Source organism: Streptosporangium sp. NPDC051023, assembly GCF_040689595.1.
In the GTDB taxonomy this organism is placed as follows: Bacteria; Actinomycetota; Actinomycetes; order Streptosporangiales; family Streptosporangiaceae; genus Streptosporangium.
In genome coordinates this window covers 2,778-17,521 of record NZ_JBFBCE010000051.1, presented here as the reverse complement: position 1 = coordinate 17,521, position 14,744 = coordinate 2,778, and the positions used below count along the sequence as shown (strand labels likewise).

The following is a 14,744-nucleotide window of genomic DNA, read 5'->3' as shown; positions in this document are numbered from 1 at the left end:
GTCACGGAAGCTGACGGTCGGCCACGAGCGCCGCGAGCCGGTCCAGGCCGGTCTCCATCTCCTCCGGGAGGATCCGGCTGAAGGAGAGTCGCAGTTGCGAGACGGCCCGGCCGCCGCGCAGGAAGTAGGACATCGGGGTGAACAGCACGCCGTAGTCGCGTGCGGCGAGTTCAAGGAGGTCGTCGTCCACGACGCAGGGCACGTCGACGACGAGGAAGAAACCACCCTCGGGGGCCGTCCAGGTCACCCGCCCGCCGAAGCGCGGTTCGCTGAACCTGCGCTCAAGGCCGGCCAGCATCCGGTCCAGGTTCCGCCGGTACTCGGCGGCCGGCCCCGCGTTGGCCTCGCGTAATCTGTGGTCCGCCTCGATCAGCCGTCCGCCGATCACCGCCTGTGCCAGCGGCGAGGTGTTCACCGTGACGACGCTCTTGAGCTTGGCGAGTTCGTCGGCGAACAGGCTGACGGAGCCGTCCGCCGCGTGGACTCGCTGGTCGGCGACGACGTAGCCGACTCGGGCGCCCGGCAGCACGGTCTTGGCGAAGGTGCCCACGTAGATCACGCGGCGGTCGTGATCGAGCGCCTTGAGGGAGGGACGGCGAGGTCCGAAGAAGCCGTACGGGTTGTCCTCGATGAGCAACAGGTCGTGCTCGGCGGCCGCCTCCAGCAAGCGGTGCCGGACGGGCACGTCCATGCTCCGCCCGGACGGGTTGGCGAAGTCCGGCATGACGTAGCAGGCGCGTGGGCGCAGTCCCAGGTGCCGGACCCGGCGCACGGTTTCGGCGAGGTCGTCGAGGTCGATGCCGTCGTCGCCGTCGCGCACGTCGAAGACCGGCAGATCCATGGTCAGGGCGGCCCCGGTGAACCCGACATAGGTGGGGGCCACCGCGAGCACCGCGTCGCGGTCGTCGCGGCGCAGCGCCCGGAGCACCAGGTGGATGGCCTCCTGGGCACCGACGGTGACGAGGACGGCGGCCGGGTCGATCTCGATGCCCTCGTCGGCGCGCAGGTGGCGGGCCACGGGCTCCGCGATGATGCCCTTGGTGGGGCCGTACTGGAACAGCGCGCTGGCGGGGATTCCCTCATGTTTCAGGTAGACGTCCAGCCAGCGGTGCACGTCGGCGGCGTCGAAGTGCTCGTCGATGGGGCGCCCGGCGGCGAATGAGATGGCATGGGGATGCCGTATGGCCACCTCGTTGAGGAAGTTCATGGACCCGAGGCCGTCGTCGCCAATCGAAGCATGCAGATTGGTAAGGAGCATATTGACTGTGTCCGTTTTCCCCGGTTTGCGTGGCCGATACCGACCATAGGGAGCGGCTTACACCCCCTCAAGATCAATCTTGACAAACACTGCATGAACTAACGAAGCCTCAAGATCCATATTGATTAACAGCGCGTGAACCCGCGAGGCCTCTTTCATTCGGGACAGTGGGCGTCTTCCGCGGAGTGGAGGACACGGTCGGCTCGTACGGCCCGGGCGGCACCCAGCCCGCACGAAGGCGCCTCAGGGCGCCCCGAACACGAGGAAAAGCCCCGGATCGACAGAGGTCTCGCCGGAGCCGACGACTCCGAAGGCGCGCAGCGTAGTCGTAAAGTTGATCTTGGTTGGGCCACGGGTTCGGCTACGACATCGGCGGTTCCGGTCCACCTCACCGGGTGCCCGCCTCCTCCGTCCGCCACCGTTCGGGATCACGACTGGAGTCCGGGGTCGCGTCGGCGTGTGCGGCGGCATCGCCGCGCTCGGCTTGGCGGAGGCATCATTGGCCCGACCGGCGCGAACGGTCCCCGGCCGGTCGGATGACGAAGAGTTCAATAAGACGGCAGACCTCGTTAACCATGAGTTAAATCAAGTCCGCCTCGTTGTCAGACCACGCGGGTGACGGCAAGCGTGGCTTCTCCGGGGGCTCGCGCCGAACCGGTGTGACCATTTCCAAGCTGCCGCGCCTACCTAGGACCCGGCGATCGGCCGTGCCTTCCTCCTTGTTCCAACAAATCTCACGTTCTTCTCAACTTGGCGAGGGGTTCGTGTGTTGAGAGGGGTGAAAGGAGGCCCGCGAGTGACGGATGAGGACGAGAAAGCCTTCGACGAGTTCGTGGCCGCGCGGAGCACCGCGCTGCTGCACACCGCCGTCCTGGTCTGCGGCGCCTCCCGGCACGATGCCGAGGATCTGGTGCAGAACGCGCTAGAGAGGATCTACCGGCACTGGGGACGGATCCAGCACGACAACCCGGAGGCCTATGCCCGCAAGGTCGTGGTGAACCTCGCGATCAACCTCTACCGGCGCCGCAGGGTGATCCAGGAGATCACCTTCGCCAGGCCGCCGGACACCTTGGTCCACTCCCCGAACCTCGAGTTGCGCGACGCACTCCTGGGGGAACTGCGCAGGCTGCCCGTGCGGATGCGCGCGGTGCTGGTGCTGCGCTACTGGGAGGACCTGTCGGAAGCCGAGACCGCCACGCTGATGGGCTGCTCGGTCGGAACCGTGAAGAGCCAGGCCGCACGGGGGCTGGCCAGGATTCGCGAGCGCATGGGCACGTTGGAAGGAGTACGGGGATGAGACTCGAGGAGGAACTGGCCGAAGCGATGCGGGCGCAGGTCGAGGGGATACACGCGCCCTCCGTGATGGGGGCGGTGGTCCGCCACCGCCACCGCGTCCGCAAGGTGCGCGTCCGTACGGCGGGAGTCGTGCTGGCGACCGTCACCGTGGCGGTGGTGATGCCCGCCGGTCGGCAGATAGGGTCCGGCCTGGCGGTCAATCTCGAGGCCCGCCCGGGGTCCGCCTCCACGCAGGAGGCCACCTCCACACAGGGGGCCGCCTCCACGCAGGGGGACATGTCCGTGCGGGTGGACACGTCCGGGAAGGTGGAGGTTCCCACGGTCATCGACCTGACCAGGGAGAGGGCCAAGGCCGTCCTGAAGGCGGCGGGATTCAAGGCCGTCGTGCTGAAGGACTTGCGTCACGGCTGGGTGACGAGGCAGGTGCCCGACGGCGGGCAACTGGTTCCCGCAGGCAGCACGGTCTCGTTGGTCCTGGCTGCGGAGCCCGTTCCGGTACCGACCGTGCCCAATAGTCTGTTATCGACCTTGGCCCCCGCGGAGAAGGGGAGTGAGCCCACGCTCAGAGATCCGGGGGACGGCCGGGAGTTCGGCGGAGTGAGGTTCGGCTACCTGCCGAAGGACCTGATCTGGACGAGGTCCACGACCGGGGTGGCCTCCGGCGAGGACGGCAGCATCTTCTGGCGTGAGAGCGGCCTCCCCTCTGACCGCTACAGCGTTCGGGCGGTCGTCTTCCAGAGAAAGACGACCCTGCGGTTCAAGACCGCCGGAGTGCGAGACGCGGTCGTCACCTACGAGGTCGGCGCCGCACCGACCATCCTCTGGGCACCGCGCCCCGACCTGATGGTCCAGGTCGAGCTGAGCGTCGAATACGCCGCCAAGCTCACCAAGGCCGACTATGCCACCAAGCTCGGCAAGGACGTCAAGGCCGACAAGGACTCCTATGCCGACTATGCCGCCAAGTTCGGCAAAGCCGTGATCGGGAGGGAACTACGCAAGATCGCCAATGCCATCACGGCCACTGAATGACCTCTTCGGAGGTGCTACGAGTGCGGTCCGGACTCCCGTCCCCGGATCCGGGCCGCACAGGGGAGCGGTGCGGCGGCGTGCTGGGGGGGTGCGCCGCCGCGCCTGCTTCAGGGTGTCCGTCCCGGTGTAGGTGTAGGAGTAGGCCTCCTCCGGGGTGAAGGAGCAGGTGCCGGGTGCGCTCGCACAGTGGTTCACGGCGTCGGTGACCGCTCTGCGGTCGTTGCCGTCGAAGGCCTGGGCGACGGGCACGGGGGGCATGTCGGGCACGTTGGGCACGGGGGTGGCCAAGGCGGTCGTGGGCATGAGCGCGACCAGGACGGCGGCGGGAAACAGCGGCGTCCAACGCAGAGGAGAGTTCATGGTGGTCATGGGTTCATCAGCTCGCAGACACCGGTCAGCTGGGAGAAGTCAGGGGAGTTGCGCAGTACGGCGGGCAACCCCGCGGCGAACTCGTCGCATGTGCCCGCGATGGCGGATGCGGCGTTGTCCGAGGGGGCGGGCCGGAAGTCGGCCAGCGCCTGCCGGGTGTCGTCGATGTCCTTACGCTGACCGCCACCGTCGCCGATGAGGTTCTCCATGCACTGCTTCGAGGTCGGAGGGCATTCCTCCACCTTCTTCTTGGCCTCGGCGATGTCCTCCTTGGCCTTGGCCTCGTCCTTCTTGGTCTCTTCCCGGTCGGCGTCGACGCCGCCGCGTTCCTCCTGGGCACCACACGGTCTCGGCTGCCCGTTGGGGCACGGTTCCTCCTCGGGAGGGTCCGCCTGAAGCACGGGGAAGGTAGCGGCCACGGCCGCGGGGACAGGGGCGCAGGCGATCGCCAATGCCGAAGCGAGCATGACGAAGAAGCCAGAAATGCGGATGGGGTGCATGGTCCTCTTCCGGCGGGACGTGCGAATCAGGGGTCGCGCATCAACGAGACGCATGCATAAAGTAGCGATCCGAACACACAAAGCAAGATCGCCATGCCTGGCGTGTCCCCGATTTGATGGCGCCACCAGCGGTCTGCGTGCCGTCTTCGCCATCGGTCAGCCGTACGTCGATCCGGCAGCACGGGCGGACGACAATGCACCGAGCGCCGATCTCCGGACTGGGTAGAAGTGGAGTAAGGCGTTGACCTCGGCGGATACGAGGTGCGGAAGGGAGGTGCGGCGGGAATGCCTCGCTACCTGAACAGGGATCGCATCGCGCTCGTGGCCGCGCTGGTGGCTCCACTGGCGGTCGCGGTGGTGCTCCTGCCGTTTCGCGCCGGTCTGCCGAACACGAGCGTGGCCCTTGTCCTGGTCGTGATCGTGGTCGCGGTTGCCGCCGTTGGGAACCGTCTGGCCGGCGCGCTCGCGGCGGTGTCGGCCGCGGTGTGGTTCAACTTCTTCTTCACCCAGCCCTACCAGCGCTTCGCCATCACCAAATCCGCGGACATCCAGACCGCGGTTCTCCTGCTCGTCGTGGGTCTGATGGTCTCGCAGTTGGCCGCCCGCGCTCGGCGGCTACAAGTGATCGCCATCACCGACGCCGACTATCTGGCCCGGATCCACGACACCGCCACGCTGGCTCAGACGGCGAAGGCGCCTGACACGGTGGTCGATCACGTCACCGCCCAGCTCACCACGCTGCTGCGCCTGCGCGGGTGCCGCTTCGAGTACGGCACCCTGATCGGCCACCCGCCCCGGCTCGAACAGGACGGCAGCGTGACCTGGGGTCACAGACGCTGGGACGTCGATCGGATGGGCCTGCCTGGCGAGGAGGTCGAACTGCGCACGTTCGGCAACGGCCGCTTCTACGGCCGGTTCATGCTCGATCCCACACCCGGGACCGTCCCGCCCCTGCAGGCCCGCCTGGTCGCGGTGACCCTGGCCGACCAGGTGGGCACCGCACTCGACACCGCGGGCAGCGGCTGAGGCGGCACCGTGGTGGCTCGCCCTCTCAAGCGCCGCGTCCGCGGCGGCGAAGCCGGCGGTCGAGATCTTCGGTGGGCTGACGCGGCCCGTCTTCTCAGAGGGGGCGGCGGGCTCGCTCACGAGCAGTGATCAGGTCGCCTGCCCCACACTCTTGCGGTCTCGGCGTGCGCTTCAGCTATTCAGTATTGCTATATACCAGTAGTCAGTGTTACCGTGTACTGGTAGTTAGCATCAATGAGTAGCTGAGGGGTGTTCCGTGGGCAAGCAGGTGACGGAGATGCTCAAGGGAACGCTGGAGGGCATCGTCCTGGCGATCCTGTCCGGCCGGCCCGCGTACGGCTACGAGATCACGGCGTGGCTGCGGGATCAGGGCTTCTCCGACATCGCCGAGGGCACCGTCTACGCGCTACTGGTCAGGGTCGAGCGGCGCGGTCTCGTCGACGTGGAGAAGGTCCCGTCCGAGAAGGGGCCGCCACGCAAGGTGTATTCCCTGAACGCTCAGGGCCGGGAGTATCTCGAAGAGTTCTGGAGGACCTGGAGCTTCCTCACGGAACGGCTCGAACAGCTCCGCGAAGGAGGTAAGTAGCCATGGACGCAGGGGCGAACGAGCCGAAGAGGCGCTACCTGCAATACCTGGAGGTGGTCACGGGACCGCTCGAGGACAAGAGGCGCTGGCGGCAGTACAAGGCACGCATCAAAGCGCTTCCCGAGAACTATCGCACGGCAGTCGAAGCGCTGGAGCGGTACCTGATGCACTTCGGGCCGGGGGACGGCGCCAACGCGGCTTCGATGTTCGAGGATCTTGCCGATCTGTTCGAGCAGAGCGCGGCGGACGGAACCCCGATCCGCGAGATCTTCGGGGAGGACCCCGTGGAGTTCGTGGAGACGTTTGTGCAGAACTACTCGGTGGGGCGGTGGATCGGCCGGGAGCGAGAACGGTTCACCAGCGCCATCGAGCGCGCCGCCGGCGAAGACACCGGGAAAGAAGACAGGACAGGCTGATGACGACACAGCAAGCCCAGGCGATCCACGTACAGGGCCTGGAGAAGTCGTACAAGGAGCTGCGGGTGCTGCGCGGCGTGGACTTCGACGTGGCGCGGGGCAGCATCTTCGCCCTGCTCGGCTCGAACGGGGCGGGCAAGACCACGGTCGTGAAGATCCTGTCCACGCTGCTCAAGGCCGACGCGGGGACCGCCGGCGTCAACGGCTTCGATGTCGCCACGCAGGCCGCGAACGTGCGGGAGTCCATCAGTCTCACCGGACAGTTCGCCGCCGTCGACGAGATCCTCAGCGGGCGGGAGAACCTCGTGCTGGTCGCCCGGTTGCGGCACCTCAAGGACCCGGGCAAGATCGCCGATGACCTGCTCGAGCGTTTCTCGCTGACCGACGCGGCGGCGCGGAAGGTGTCGACGTATTCGGGTGGCATGCGCCGCCGCCTCGACATCGCGATGAGCCTCATCGGGAATCCGCCGGTCGTCTTCCTCGACGAGCCGACGACCGGACTCGACCCCCAGGCGCGCATCGAGGTATGGCAGGCCGTCGAAGAACTCGCCGCCCAGGGCACGACGGTGCTGCTCACCACCCAGTATCTGGACGAGGCCGAACAACTCGCCGACCGGATCGCGATCCTGCACGAGGGGCGGATCATCGTGAACGGCACCCTCGCAGAGCTCAAGCAGTTGCTCCCGCCCGCCAAGGTCGAATACGTCGAAAAACAGCCGACCCTCGAGGACGTCTTCCTCACGCTCGTCGGTGACAACGGCAAGAACGGCCATGACCGCAATGTCGGCACAGACGCGTAAGGAACAACGATGACCAAGCATTTCTTCGGCGACACCGCCGTCCTGCTGGGACGATCCCTGCGCCACATCACGCGCAGCCCGGACACCATCATCACCACCGCGGTCATGCCGATCGCCATGATGCTGATGTTCGTCTACGTGTTCGGCGGCGCGATCAACACGGGGGCGGATTCATATGTGACCTACCTGCTGCCCGGCATTCTGCTCATCACGGTCGCCTCGGGCATCGCCTACACCGCGTACCGGCTGTTCATGGATATGAAGAGCGGCATCTTCGAGCGATTCCAGTCCATGCCGACCGCGCGGTCGTCCGTACTGTGGGCGCACGTGCTGACCTCACTGGTCGCCAATCTGATCTCGCTCGTGGTCGTCGTGCTCGTCGCCCTGCTCATGGGCTTCCGCTCGGCAGCGGGGGTGCCGGCGTGGCTCGCGGTCGCCGGCATCCTGATCCTGTTCACCCTGGCGTTGACATGGATCGCCGTCATCCCCGGTCTATCCGCGAAGACCATGGAAGGCGCGAGCGCGTTCTCCTACCCGCTCCTCTTCCTGCCGTTCCTCAGCTCGGCATTCGTGCCCACCGACACCATGCCCACCCCGGTGCGCGTCTTCGCCGAGCATCAGCCGGTGACCTCCATCGTCAACGCCATCCGCGCCCTGTTCACCCAGCAGCCGGTCGGCACCGACATCTGGATCGCCCTCGCCTGGTGTGTCGGCATCCTCATCGTCGCGTACGTCTTCGCCATGAACACTTACCGCCGCAAGATCTCCTAGGGGCTGCGGAAAGCAGACACAGACACGATCGTGCTCGACGCCCGTCCGCAGGGTTCCCCCGACGTCGAAAACGGGTTTGAGCCCCCACCTCATAAACCGTCGTAGTACGGCCGGCTCTTGCCGATTGACGGTCATTCTGAATGCAACGTTGTTCCGGTTCTTCCCTCCTGCCCCGGCTGATGTGGCGTTCGTCGATCGGGGCCGGGGCCGTGGCTCGGCGGACCGGTCGGAGCTTGCGGTCGCGGTGTGCACGTTGCCGTGGTTGGGGTTCGTCCCGGACGATGTGGCCTCGGTGCCGCGGGCGCGGCGGTGCGGCCGGCCGGGCAGTTCCAGGTCGATCCGGATGCGATCCGCTCCTACGGGCGCCGGGCCAAAACCCGCACGGAGCATCTTCGGCCGGCGGCGCAGCATCTGGGACTGGCGGACGCCGACTACCTGACCAGCGCGATAGTCGACAGATCACGGCTGGTCACGCCCCATCCGCTCGATTTTCGGCGAGCGCTACGGCAACCCCGTTGACCACGTGACGTCATTCACGACATCAGTGAGCGCCTTGCAATGACGCCATAGTGGCGTCATAGTGGCGTCATGGACCTTTCGCCGTATGTCGATCACCTCCGTCGCGAACTTGCCATCGCTGCCGGAGCAGGCGGCGAAGAAGCCCGTGCGCTGGCCGAGCGCCTCGCCGCAACGCTCGAGTCGGCCACCCGGCTCGCCTTGCTGGAGGCCCTGTCCGCCGCCGCGGACGAGATCACCCAGGAGCTCGCACCCGGCTCGGTTGAGGTACGCCTGCGTGGACGCGACCCCGGCTTCGTCGTGACACCACCAGTCGGACGATCGTTCGAGGGAGAGGACGAGATCGAGCGGTACGAGCGGCCGCCTGCCCCGCCGCCACCCGCAGACGCCGAGGAGGGCGGCACCTCTCGGATCTCGCTCCGGGTCCCCGAGCACCTCAAGCCGAGCATCGAGGAAGCGGCCGCCCGAGACGGGCTATCGGTCAACGCCTGGCTGGTTCGCGCCGTCGCCGCCGCGCTCGACCCGGGCGACGCCGGCCGCCGCCCCGCCCGGCGCGCGACCCAGCAGACCAGTAATCGCTACCGCGGCTGGGTGCGCTGATGGCCACGCCAACGCGTAAGGAGGGAACCGCAATGCCGACCTTCGACAGCCCAGAACCGATTCTCGCCGTCATCGACATGGCGACCGCCAATGTCCGGATCAACGCGAGTGACCGCGCCGACACCGTCATCGAGATCCGCCCGAGCGACGAGCTCAACGACGCCGACGTGCACGCCGCCGAGTACGCCCAGGTGGAGTACGCCGACGGCAGGCTCCTGGTGCGAGCGGCCAAGGACCGAGTCGCTTCGACATCGGGTTGGGGCCTCTCGTTCGACAAGCTGCTGGAGTCGCCCGCGAACTGGGCGCGTTCGCTGCTGCTCGGCTGGGGCGGCTCGGTCGACGTGATGGTCGAGCTTCCGACGGGCTCCCGCATCGACGCCAAGACGGCGGCGAGCCTCCGCTGCCGGGGCGCGCTCGGCGAGGTGAGCTTCTCCACCTCCTATGGCGATATCCAGGTCGAGCAGGCCGGCCGACTGCGGCTGAGCTCCACCCATGGCGACATCTCGGTCACCCGCGCGGCCGGGCACGCCGAGGTGACCACGACCAACGGCAACATCCACATTGGCAAGATCGACGGCACGGCAGTGGTCAAGACCGCACACGGCGAGATCCACCTGCGCGAGGTGACCGGCGAACTGCGGCTGAACTCCGCCCATGGCGACAGCACCGTCGATCGCGCCCTGGCCGGCGTCGCCGCCAAAACCGCCTACGGCAGCGTCCGGATCGGCGAGGTGGTGTCCGGCTCGGTCGTCATGGAGACCACCGGCGGCGGGCTGGAGCTCGGAATCCGGGAGGGCAGCGCCGCGTGGCTGGACGTGAGCTCGCAGTACGGCACCGTGAACGTCTCCCTGGACCCCAGCGACACCCCCGGTCAGTCCGACCAGGTCGTCGAGGTCCGGGCGCACACCGCCCACGGCGACATCGTCATTCATCGTTCCTGACAACCAAGGAGATTGCCATGCCAGACGCGATCGTGGCCGAGGGCCTGGTCAAGAAGTACGGCGACGTGGTGGCCCTCGACGGGATGACGCTGACCGTTCCTGAAGGGACGGTGTTCGGGCTGCTTGGCCCGAACGGAGCCGGAAAAACGACCACCGTGCGAATCTTGACCACGTTGCTGAAGCCGGACGCCGGACACGCCAGGGTGGCCGGGCTCGACGTCGTCCGCGAAGCACACCGGCTGCGCGCCCACATCGGCGCCTCCGGCCAGTACGCTGCCGTCGACGACCACCTCACCGGCGCCGAGAACCTGGAAATGGTCGGCCGCCTCTACCACCTGGGCGTCAAGCGCGCCAAGCAGCGTGCCCGCGAGCTGCTGGAGCGCTTCGACCTGACGGAGGCCGGCGACCGCCCGGTGCAGGGCTACTCCGGCGGCATGCGACGCCGCCTCGACCTGGCCGGCGCGCTGGTCGCCAACCCCCCGGTACTGTTCCTCGACGAGCCTACGACCGGCCTCGACCCCCGGGCCCGCGCGGGCCTGTGGGACGTCATCGCCGAGCTCGTCACGGCGGGCACGACGGTGCTGCTCACCACCCAGTACATGGAGGAGGCCGACCGGCTGGCCGACCGCATCGCGGTGGTCGACCACGGCCACGTGATCGCGCTCGGCACCGCCGACGAGCTCAAGGACCAGGTGGGCGGCGACCGGATCGAGCTGTCGGTGACGAGCGCGGCGGACCTGGAGGCCGTCAGGCGGACGCTGGCGCCCCTGGCCGTCGGGGACATGCAGACCGATACCACCGCCCTGCAGGTGACGATCCCGGTCACCGGCGGCGCCGCCGCGCTGACCACGGCTCTCGGCCACCTGACCACCGAACGGATCACCGTACGCGATGCCGGGCTGCGCCGGCCGACCCTGGACGACGTGTTCCTGACCCTCACGGGACACGAGGCCGACGAGAAGATCAAGGAGACTGTGCGATGAACACCCTGCAGATGGCACTCGCCGACGGCATGACGATCACCAAGCGCAACGCGTTGAAGATCAAGCGAGCACCCGACCTGCTCGGCGGCGTGGTCCTGCTGCCGATCGTGTTCGTGCTGCTGTTCGCCTACGTCTTCGGCAGCATGATCGAACTGCCCGGCATGTCATACACGGAATACCTGCTCCCCGGCATCTTCGTCATGACGATCACCACCAGCGCGCAAATCACCGGATACACCCTCACACAGGACCTACAGAAAGGCATCTTCGACCGGTTCCGCACCCTGCCGATGTCCCCCTCGGCGGTGTTGACCGGCCAGACCTTCAGCGACCTGATCACGAATGTGACCAGCATCGTGACCATGGCCCTCGTCGGGCTGCTCGTCGGATGGCGCATTCACACCTCGCCGCTCGAAGCGGCCCTGGGATTCCTGGTGCTGCTGCTGTTCGCGTACGCCTTCTCCTGGGTGACGGCGACGGTCGCACTGGCCCTGCGCACGCCCGAGGTGTTCAACAATGTGGCCACCCTCGTGTCGCTTCCGCTGGTCTTCCTGTCCAACGCCTTCGTCGACAGTGCGCGCCTGCCCGGGCCTCTGAAGGTGGTCGCCGAGTGGAGCCCGGTCTCCACGCTCATCCAGGGCACGCGTGAGCTGTTCGGCAACACCAGCTCGGCCATGCCCGTGCCCAGCGCCTGGCCGCTGCAGCACGCGGTGCCGGCGTCGATACTGTGGTCGCTCGTGCTCCTGATCGTGTTCGTGCCGCTGGCCACGCGGCTGTACAAGAGAGCCGTCAGCCAATGAACCCGCGCGAAGCGGCGGTGGGCAGGGCACTCCAGGCGCGAGTCTCCGACGACGATCGCGACAAGGCCGTCCACCTGCTGCAGGACAGCTTCGCCGACGGACGCCTCAGCGCCGGTGAGCTGGAACGGCGACTCGAACTGGCGCTCACCGCGCACTCCCACGACGACCTGCTCGCGATGATCTCCGACCTGACGGTCGACACGGTCCACCTGACGCCCGGAGGCGGACGCATCAGGAGAGAGGGCGACTGGCGGGTCCCCCGCCTGCTACGGATCGACTCCGAATACGGCAAAGTGCGGCTCGACCTGTCCCAAGCTCTCATCCGATATCCCGAGGTCGACATCGAGCTTTGGCTCACGTACGGCTCCGCAGCGATCATCCTGCCCGCCGACGCCAGTGCGAACGCCGACGGAGTGCGAACCGAATGGGGCAGCGTGACCTGCAAGGCACCGGACCATCGACGTCCCGGCAAGCTGCACGTTCACCTCACGGGAGAGCTCGACTACGGCCGCCTGACCATCCGCAACTCGCGCACGTAAATCACCACCCAGGCATTGGGACACTTCAGGACGGCCATGCCCCTGGTGCGTGGAATTTGATGAAGATCGCCTTGGTTGGCTGGTTCATCTGATCGACTAAGGAGACGAACCCATGATTACCGCCGTTGCTCGGTTGCGTGCCCGCCCCGGCCATGAGGACCGAGTGCGCAAGCAGGCGCTTTCGCTTGTCGCGCCCACGTTGGCCGAGCCTGGTTGCTTGTCCTACAGGCCGTATGTTGATCCACTGGATCCTGGCGCATGGCTGGTCTTCGAGGAGTGGTACGATCGCGCGTCTTTCGACAAGCACCTGACCAGCCCGCACATGGTTGAGGCTTTCGAGGCCGGGGCGGAGTTGCTTGATGGACCCCCAACGCTGACCTTGCTTGAGGGGTAGGGGCAATGCCGGTTAGTTAAGGTGCTTGGGCGGTTGTCGATTCGGGGTCGGTGAGGACGTCGATGGTGATGGCCGCTCGATGGTTGGTACGGTCGATCTGGCCTTTGGCGCGGTGTTTGGAGATCGCGCGTTTGACGATCCGGGGGCTGCCCCGGACGCGGCGGGGTGGCAGGGGGTCGGCCAGTACCGCTCGGCTGATCTTGCCGATGAGGTCGATCACATCGCATACCTCAGATCCGCCGGGAGAACAGATCGGACACCGCCGCCAGATACAGTTGGCCCTCACCGGTGGGAATCTCGGTGCCGTCCGCGCACCAGCACACGTCCGGCGCCGGGGCGGCGAACCGCCGCTGCAGGTGATCGGGGGCGCGCCAGCGCCCCTTGCCCGGCCGGGTGGTGTTCCTGCGCCGCCGTGCGGGACGCGCCACCAGGGCTTGCCGGCGCATCGAGGCGGCCACGGTGTTCTTACCGATCCGCCAACCGGCCCGGCGCAGCCGCACGGTGATGCGTGGCGAGCCGTCCTGCCCACCACGCCGATGGAAGATCGCCGCCACCGCGGCATCCAGTCTTTGCCGACGTTTTCGTCTCGCTGCTGCCGGACTCCGGTGTCGTGCTGGAGAACATCTCCCGCCTGGTCGGCCACAAGGGAACCGTGGTGACCGAGAAGGTCTACCGGAAACAGCTCCGCCCGGTGCTGCTGGAAGGGGCTGAGGCGATGAACCTGATCTTTCCTGGTGAGGCCAAAAGGGCTTAGTCACCCGGAAGATCAAAAAGGCCACTTCCTCTAACAGGAAATGGCCTCTGAGCTGGGTGGGGCTACCAGGACTTGAACCTGGGACCTCTTCCTTATCAGGACTGTCCCTGCCGTGCTCCAGGGCTCGAAACCGGGCCCTGACCAGTGCTGGACGGGTGTGGACGTGAGCCAGCGTATGCCTCTGTTGCAGTACTCGTTGCAGTACCGCGACACCACGGGCAGAGTGAGCCGCATGATCGAGATCGACGGCCCTTTCTACCGGGTCAGCGAACCCGGCTTCGAGATGCTGATCCCCCAATGGGAAGGGCACGAACCCGAGACCACCGAGGAGGCCGACGCGACCATCACGTTTCCCGACGGCACTCGCCGCTACGCCACCTTCATGACCCTCGATGTCGTCAGCAGAGTCATGGACCGCTGGAAGGACACGGGTGAGTGCCTCAACGGGCGGTACTTCTGGTGCTCCGACCTGATCATCATCCGCGAGCCGGGCTTCGCTTCGATGATCGATTCCGTGCGAGACATGATCGCGACCGGAGAGATCGACGGCGCTTGCGGTTTGCTTTCAGATGATGACGAGGACGAGGAACAGACTGCGGATTAAAAGATCGCCCTCGTGCCGTTCCGGACGGTTCAATGCAGGTCAGAGGGCATGCGTGATCCATCCTGAACGGCTCTGAACGCCCCTGTATTGCAACCCGAAGTGCAACCCCGGTGCCCGGTGGGCCGGGGCTGAGGCACGAAGCCCTGGACCGTCGATCGCCCCCAACCACATACGGTGATCGGCCACAGCATGGCGATCGTAGAGCTGTACTGGCAACGGCGATGGCGGAGCGAGGACGATGGATTATGAGTCGGGTGGTGTTTCTGGGGAGGTGGAGAGGATTTCAAGAGCACGTTGTGCGTAGGGGGCTGCCAGTTCATGGCCGGAGTCGATGGCCAGCTGATAGGCGGCCCGCGCCCCCTCGGGGTCACCTTGTTCACCCAGCAGGATTCCCAGGTTGAAGGCTGCCTTTGGTGCCTGGTCAGGGTGGCCGGAGTCGATGGCCAGCTGATAGGCGGCCCGCTCGCCCTCGGGGTCACCTTGTTCACCCAGCAGGATTCCCAGGTTGAAGGCTGCCTTTGGTGCCTGGTCAGGGTGGCCGGAGTCGATGGCCAGCTGATAG

The 14,744-nt window shown here is 66.8% G+C and carries 21 protein-coding genes; 15 read left to right on the top strand and 6 right to left on the bottom strand.

The genetic code is table 11. The features are described 5' to 3' along the window. Window position 1: 1 nt before the first annotated feature. Window positions 2–1,207, bottom strand: coding sequence for a PLP-dependent aminotransferase family protein (locus AB0395_RS29305; protein ID WP_366286487.1), 1,206 nt, complete (start codon window positions 1,205–1,207; stop codon window positions 2–4). An 847-nt stretch (window positions 1,208–2,054) separates the two neighbouring features. Here AB0395_RS29305 and AB0395_RS29300 point away from each other — a divergent pair. Further along, window positions 2,055–2,555 (top strand): SigE family RNA polymerase sigma factor, encoded by a 501-nt coding sequence (locus tag AB0395_RS29300; RefSeq protein ID WP_366286484.1) that lies wholly within the window; start codon window positions 2,055–2,057, stop codon window positions 2,553–2,555. Next, on the top strand, window positions 2,552–3,583 hold the full coding sequence (locus AB0395_RS29295) for a PASTA domain-containing protein (RefSeq protein ID WP_366286481.1): 1,032 nt from the start codon (window positions 2,552–2,554) through the stop codon (window positions 3,581–3,583). Before AB0395_RS29300 ends, AB0395_RS29295 begins: the two co-directional genes overlap by 4 nt. Here AB0395_RS29295 and AB0395_RS29290 read toward each other — a convergent pair. Beyond that, entirely contained in the window at window positions 3,545–3,952 is a 408-nt protein-coding gene (locus AB0395_RS29290) for a hypothetical protein (RefSeq protein WP_366286478.1), read from the bottom strand. The genes AB0395_RS29295 and AB0395_RS29290 overlap by 39 nt on opposite strands. After that, window positions 3,949–4,452, bottom strand: coding sequence for a hypothetical protein (locus AB0395_RS29285; protein ID WP_366286475.1), 504 nt, complete (start codon window positions 4,450–4,452; stop codon window positions 3,949–3,951). Before AB0395_RS29285 ends, AB0395_RS29290 begins: the two co-directional genes overlap by 4 nt. A 285-nt stretch (window positions 4,453–4,737) precedes the next feature. Between AB0395_RS29285 and AB0395_RS29280 the strand changes: the two genes are divergently transcribed. The 11 genes from AB0395_RS29280 to AB0395_RS29230 all read left to right on the top strand — a co-directional run bounded on the left by AB0395_RS29280 (window position 4,738) and on the right by AB0395_RS29230 (window position 12,824). Beyond that, on the top strand, window positions 4,738–5,478 hold the full coding sequence (locus tag AB0395_RS29280; protein ID WP_366286472.1) for a DUF4118 domain-containing protein: 741 nt from the start codon (window positions 4,738–4,740) through the stop codon (window positions 5,476–5,478). A 256-nt stretch (window positions 5,479–5,734) separates the two neighbouring features. Continuing rightward, window positions 5,735–6,064, top strand: a complete 330-nt coding sequence (locus tag AB0395_RS29275) for a PadR family transcriptional regulator (protein WP_366286469.1) — start codon at window positions 5,735–5,737, stop codon at window positions 6,062–6,064. Window positions 6,065–6,066: 2 nt separating this feature from the next. Continuing rightward, window positions 6,067–6,480, top strand: a complete 414-nt coding sequence (locus tag AB0395_RS29270; protein ID WP_366286466.1) for a DUF1048 domain-containing protein — start codon at window positions 6,067–6,069, stop codon at window positions 6,478–6,480. After that, complete coding sequence (locus AB0395_RS29265) at window positions 6,480–7,280, top strand: ATP-binding cassette domain-containing protein (RefSeq protein ID WP_366286465.1); 801 nt, start codon at window positions 6,480–6,482, stop codon at window positions 7,278–7,280. Before AB0395_RS29270 ends, AB0395_RS29265 begins: the two co-directional genes overlap by 1 nt. 9 nt (window positions 7,281–7,289) lie before the next feature. Continuing rightward, the gene (locus tag AB0395_RS29260) at window positions 7,290–8,051 is read left to right on the top strand and encodes an ABC transporter permease (protein WP_366286462.1); all 762 of its coding nucleotides are present in this window, start codon (window positions 7,290–7,292) and stop codon (window positions 8,049–8,051) included. 588 nt (window positions 8,052–8,639) lie between these two features. Further along, entirely contained in the window at window positions 8,640–9,167 is a 528-nt protein-coding gene (locus AB0395_RS29255; RefSeq protein ID WP_366286461.1) for a hypothetical protein, read from the top strand. Between the two features lie 32 nt (window positions 9,168–9,199). Next, entirely contained in the window at window positions 9,200–10,108 is a 909-nt protein-coding gene (locus AB0395_RS29250) for a DUF4097 family beta strand repeat-containing protein (protein ID WP_366286459.1), read from the top strand. 17 nt (window positions 10,109–10,125) lie between these two features. Continuing rightward, complete coding sequence (locus AB0395_RS29245; RefSeq protein ID WP_366286457.1) at window positions 10,126–11,091, top strand: ATP-binding cassette domain-containing protein; 966 nt, start codon at window positions 10,126–10,128, stop codon at window positions 11,089–11,091. Beyond that, on the top strand, window positions 11,088–11,891 hold the full coding sequence (locus tag AB0395_RS29240; RefSeq protein ID WP_366286454.1) for an ABC transporter permease: 804 nt from the start codon (window positions 11,088–11,090) through the stop codon (window positions 11,889–11,891). The genes AB0395_RS29245 and AB0395_RS29240 overlap by 4 nt, the downstream gene beginning before the upstream one ends. Further along, the gene (locus AB0395_RS29235; RefSeq protein ID WP_366286452.1) at window positions 11,888–12,430 is read left to right on the top strand and encodes a DUF1707 domain-containing protein; all 543 of its coding nucleotides are present in this window, start codon (window positions 11,888–11,890) and stop codon (window positions 12,428–12,430) included. The genes AB0395_RS29240 and AB0395_RS29235 overlap by 4 nt, the downstream gene beginning before the upstream one ends. 112 nt (window positions 12,431–12,542) lie before the next feature. Beyond that, window positions 12,543–12,824 (top strand): putative quinol monooxygenase, encoded by a 282-nt coding sequence (locus AB0395_RS29230; protein WP_366286450.1) that lies wholly within the window; start codon window positions 12,543–12,545, stop codon window positions 12,822–12,824. A gap of 16 nt (window positions 12,825–12,840) precedes the next feature. Here AB0395_RS29230 and AB0395_RS29225 read toward each other — a convergent pair whose 3' ends face one another. After that, complete coding sequence (locus AB0395_RS29225) at window positions 12,841–13,044, bottom strand: hypothetical protein (RefSeq protein WP_366286448.1); 204 nt, start codon at window positions 13,042–13,044, stop codon at window positions 12,841–12,843. Between the two features lie 10 nt (window positions 13,045–13,054). Continuing rightward, window positions 13,055–13,390 carry an IS3 family transposase gene (locus AB0395_RS29220; RefSeq protein ID WP_366286553.1) on the bottom strand — a complete coding sequence of 112 codons (336 nt, stop codon included), beginning with the start codon at window positions 13,388–13,390 and terminating at the stop codon, window positions 13,055–13,057. A 44-nt stretch (window positions 13,391–13,434) separates the two neighbouring features. Between AB0395_RS29220 and AB0395_RS29215 the strand changes: the two genes are divergently transcribed. Beyond that, window positions 13,435–13,578: a hypothetical protein gene (locus AB0395_RS29215; protein WP_366286550.1), complete on the top strand. Its 144-nt coding sequence runs from the start codon at window positions 13,435–13,437 to the stop codon at window positions 13,576–13,578. A 232-nt stretch (window positions 13,579–13,810) separates the two neighbouring features. Then, on the top strand, window positions 13,811–14,182 hold the full coding sequence (locus tag AB0395_RS29210; protein WP_366286445.1) for a hypothetical protein: 372 nt from the start codon (window positions 13,811–13,813) through the stop codon (window positions 14,180–14,182). Between the two features lie 243 nt (window positions 14,183–14,425). Here the strand turns inward: AB0395_RS29210 and AB0395_RS29205 are convergent. Continuing rightward, window positions 14,426–14,744, bottom strand: a 319-nt coding sequence (locus AB0395_RS29205; RefSeq protein WP_366286442.1) for a tetratricopeptide repeat protein, incomplete at its 5' end; no start/stop codon positions are given.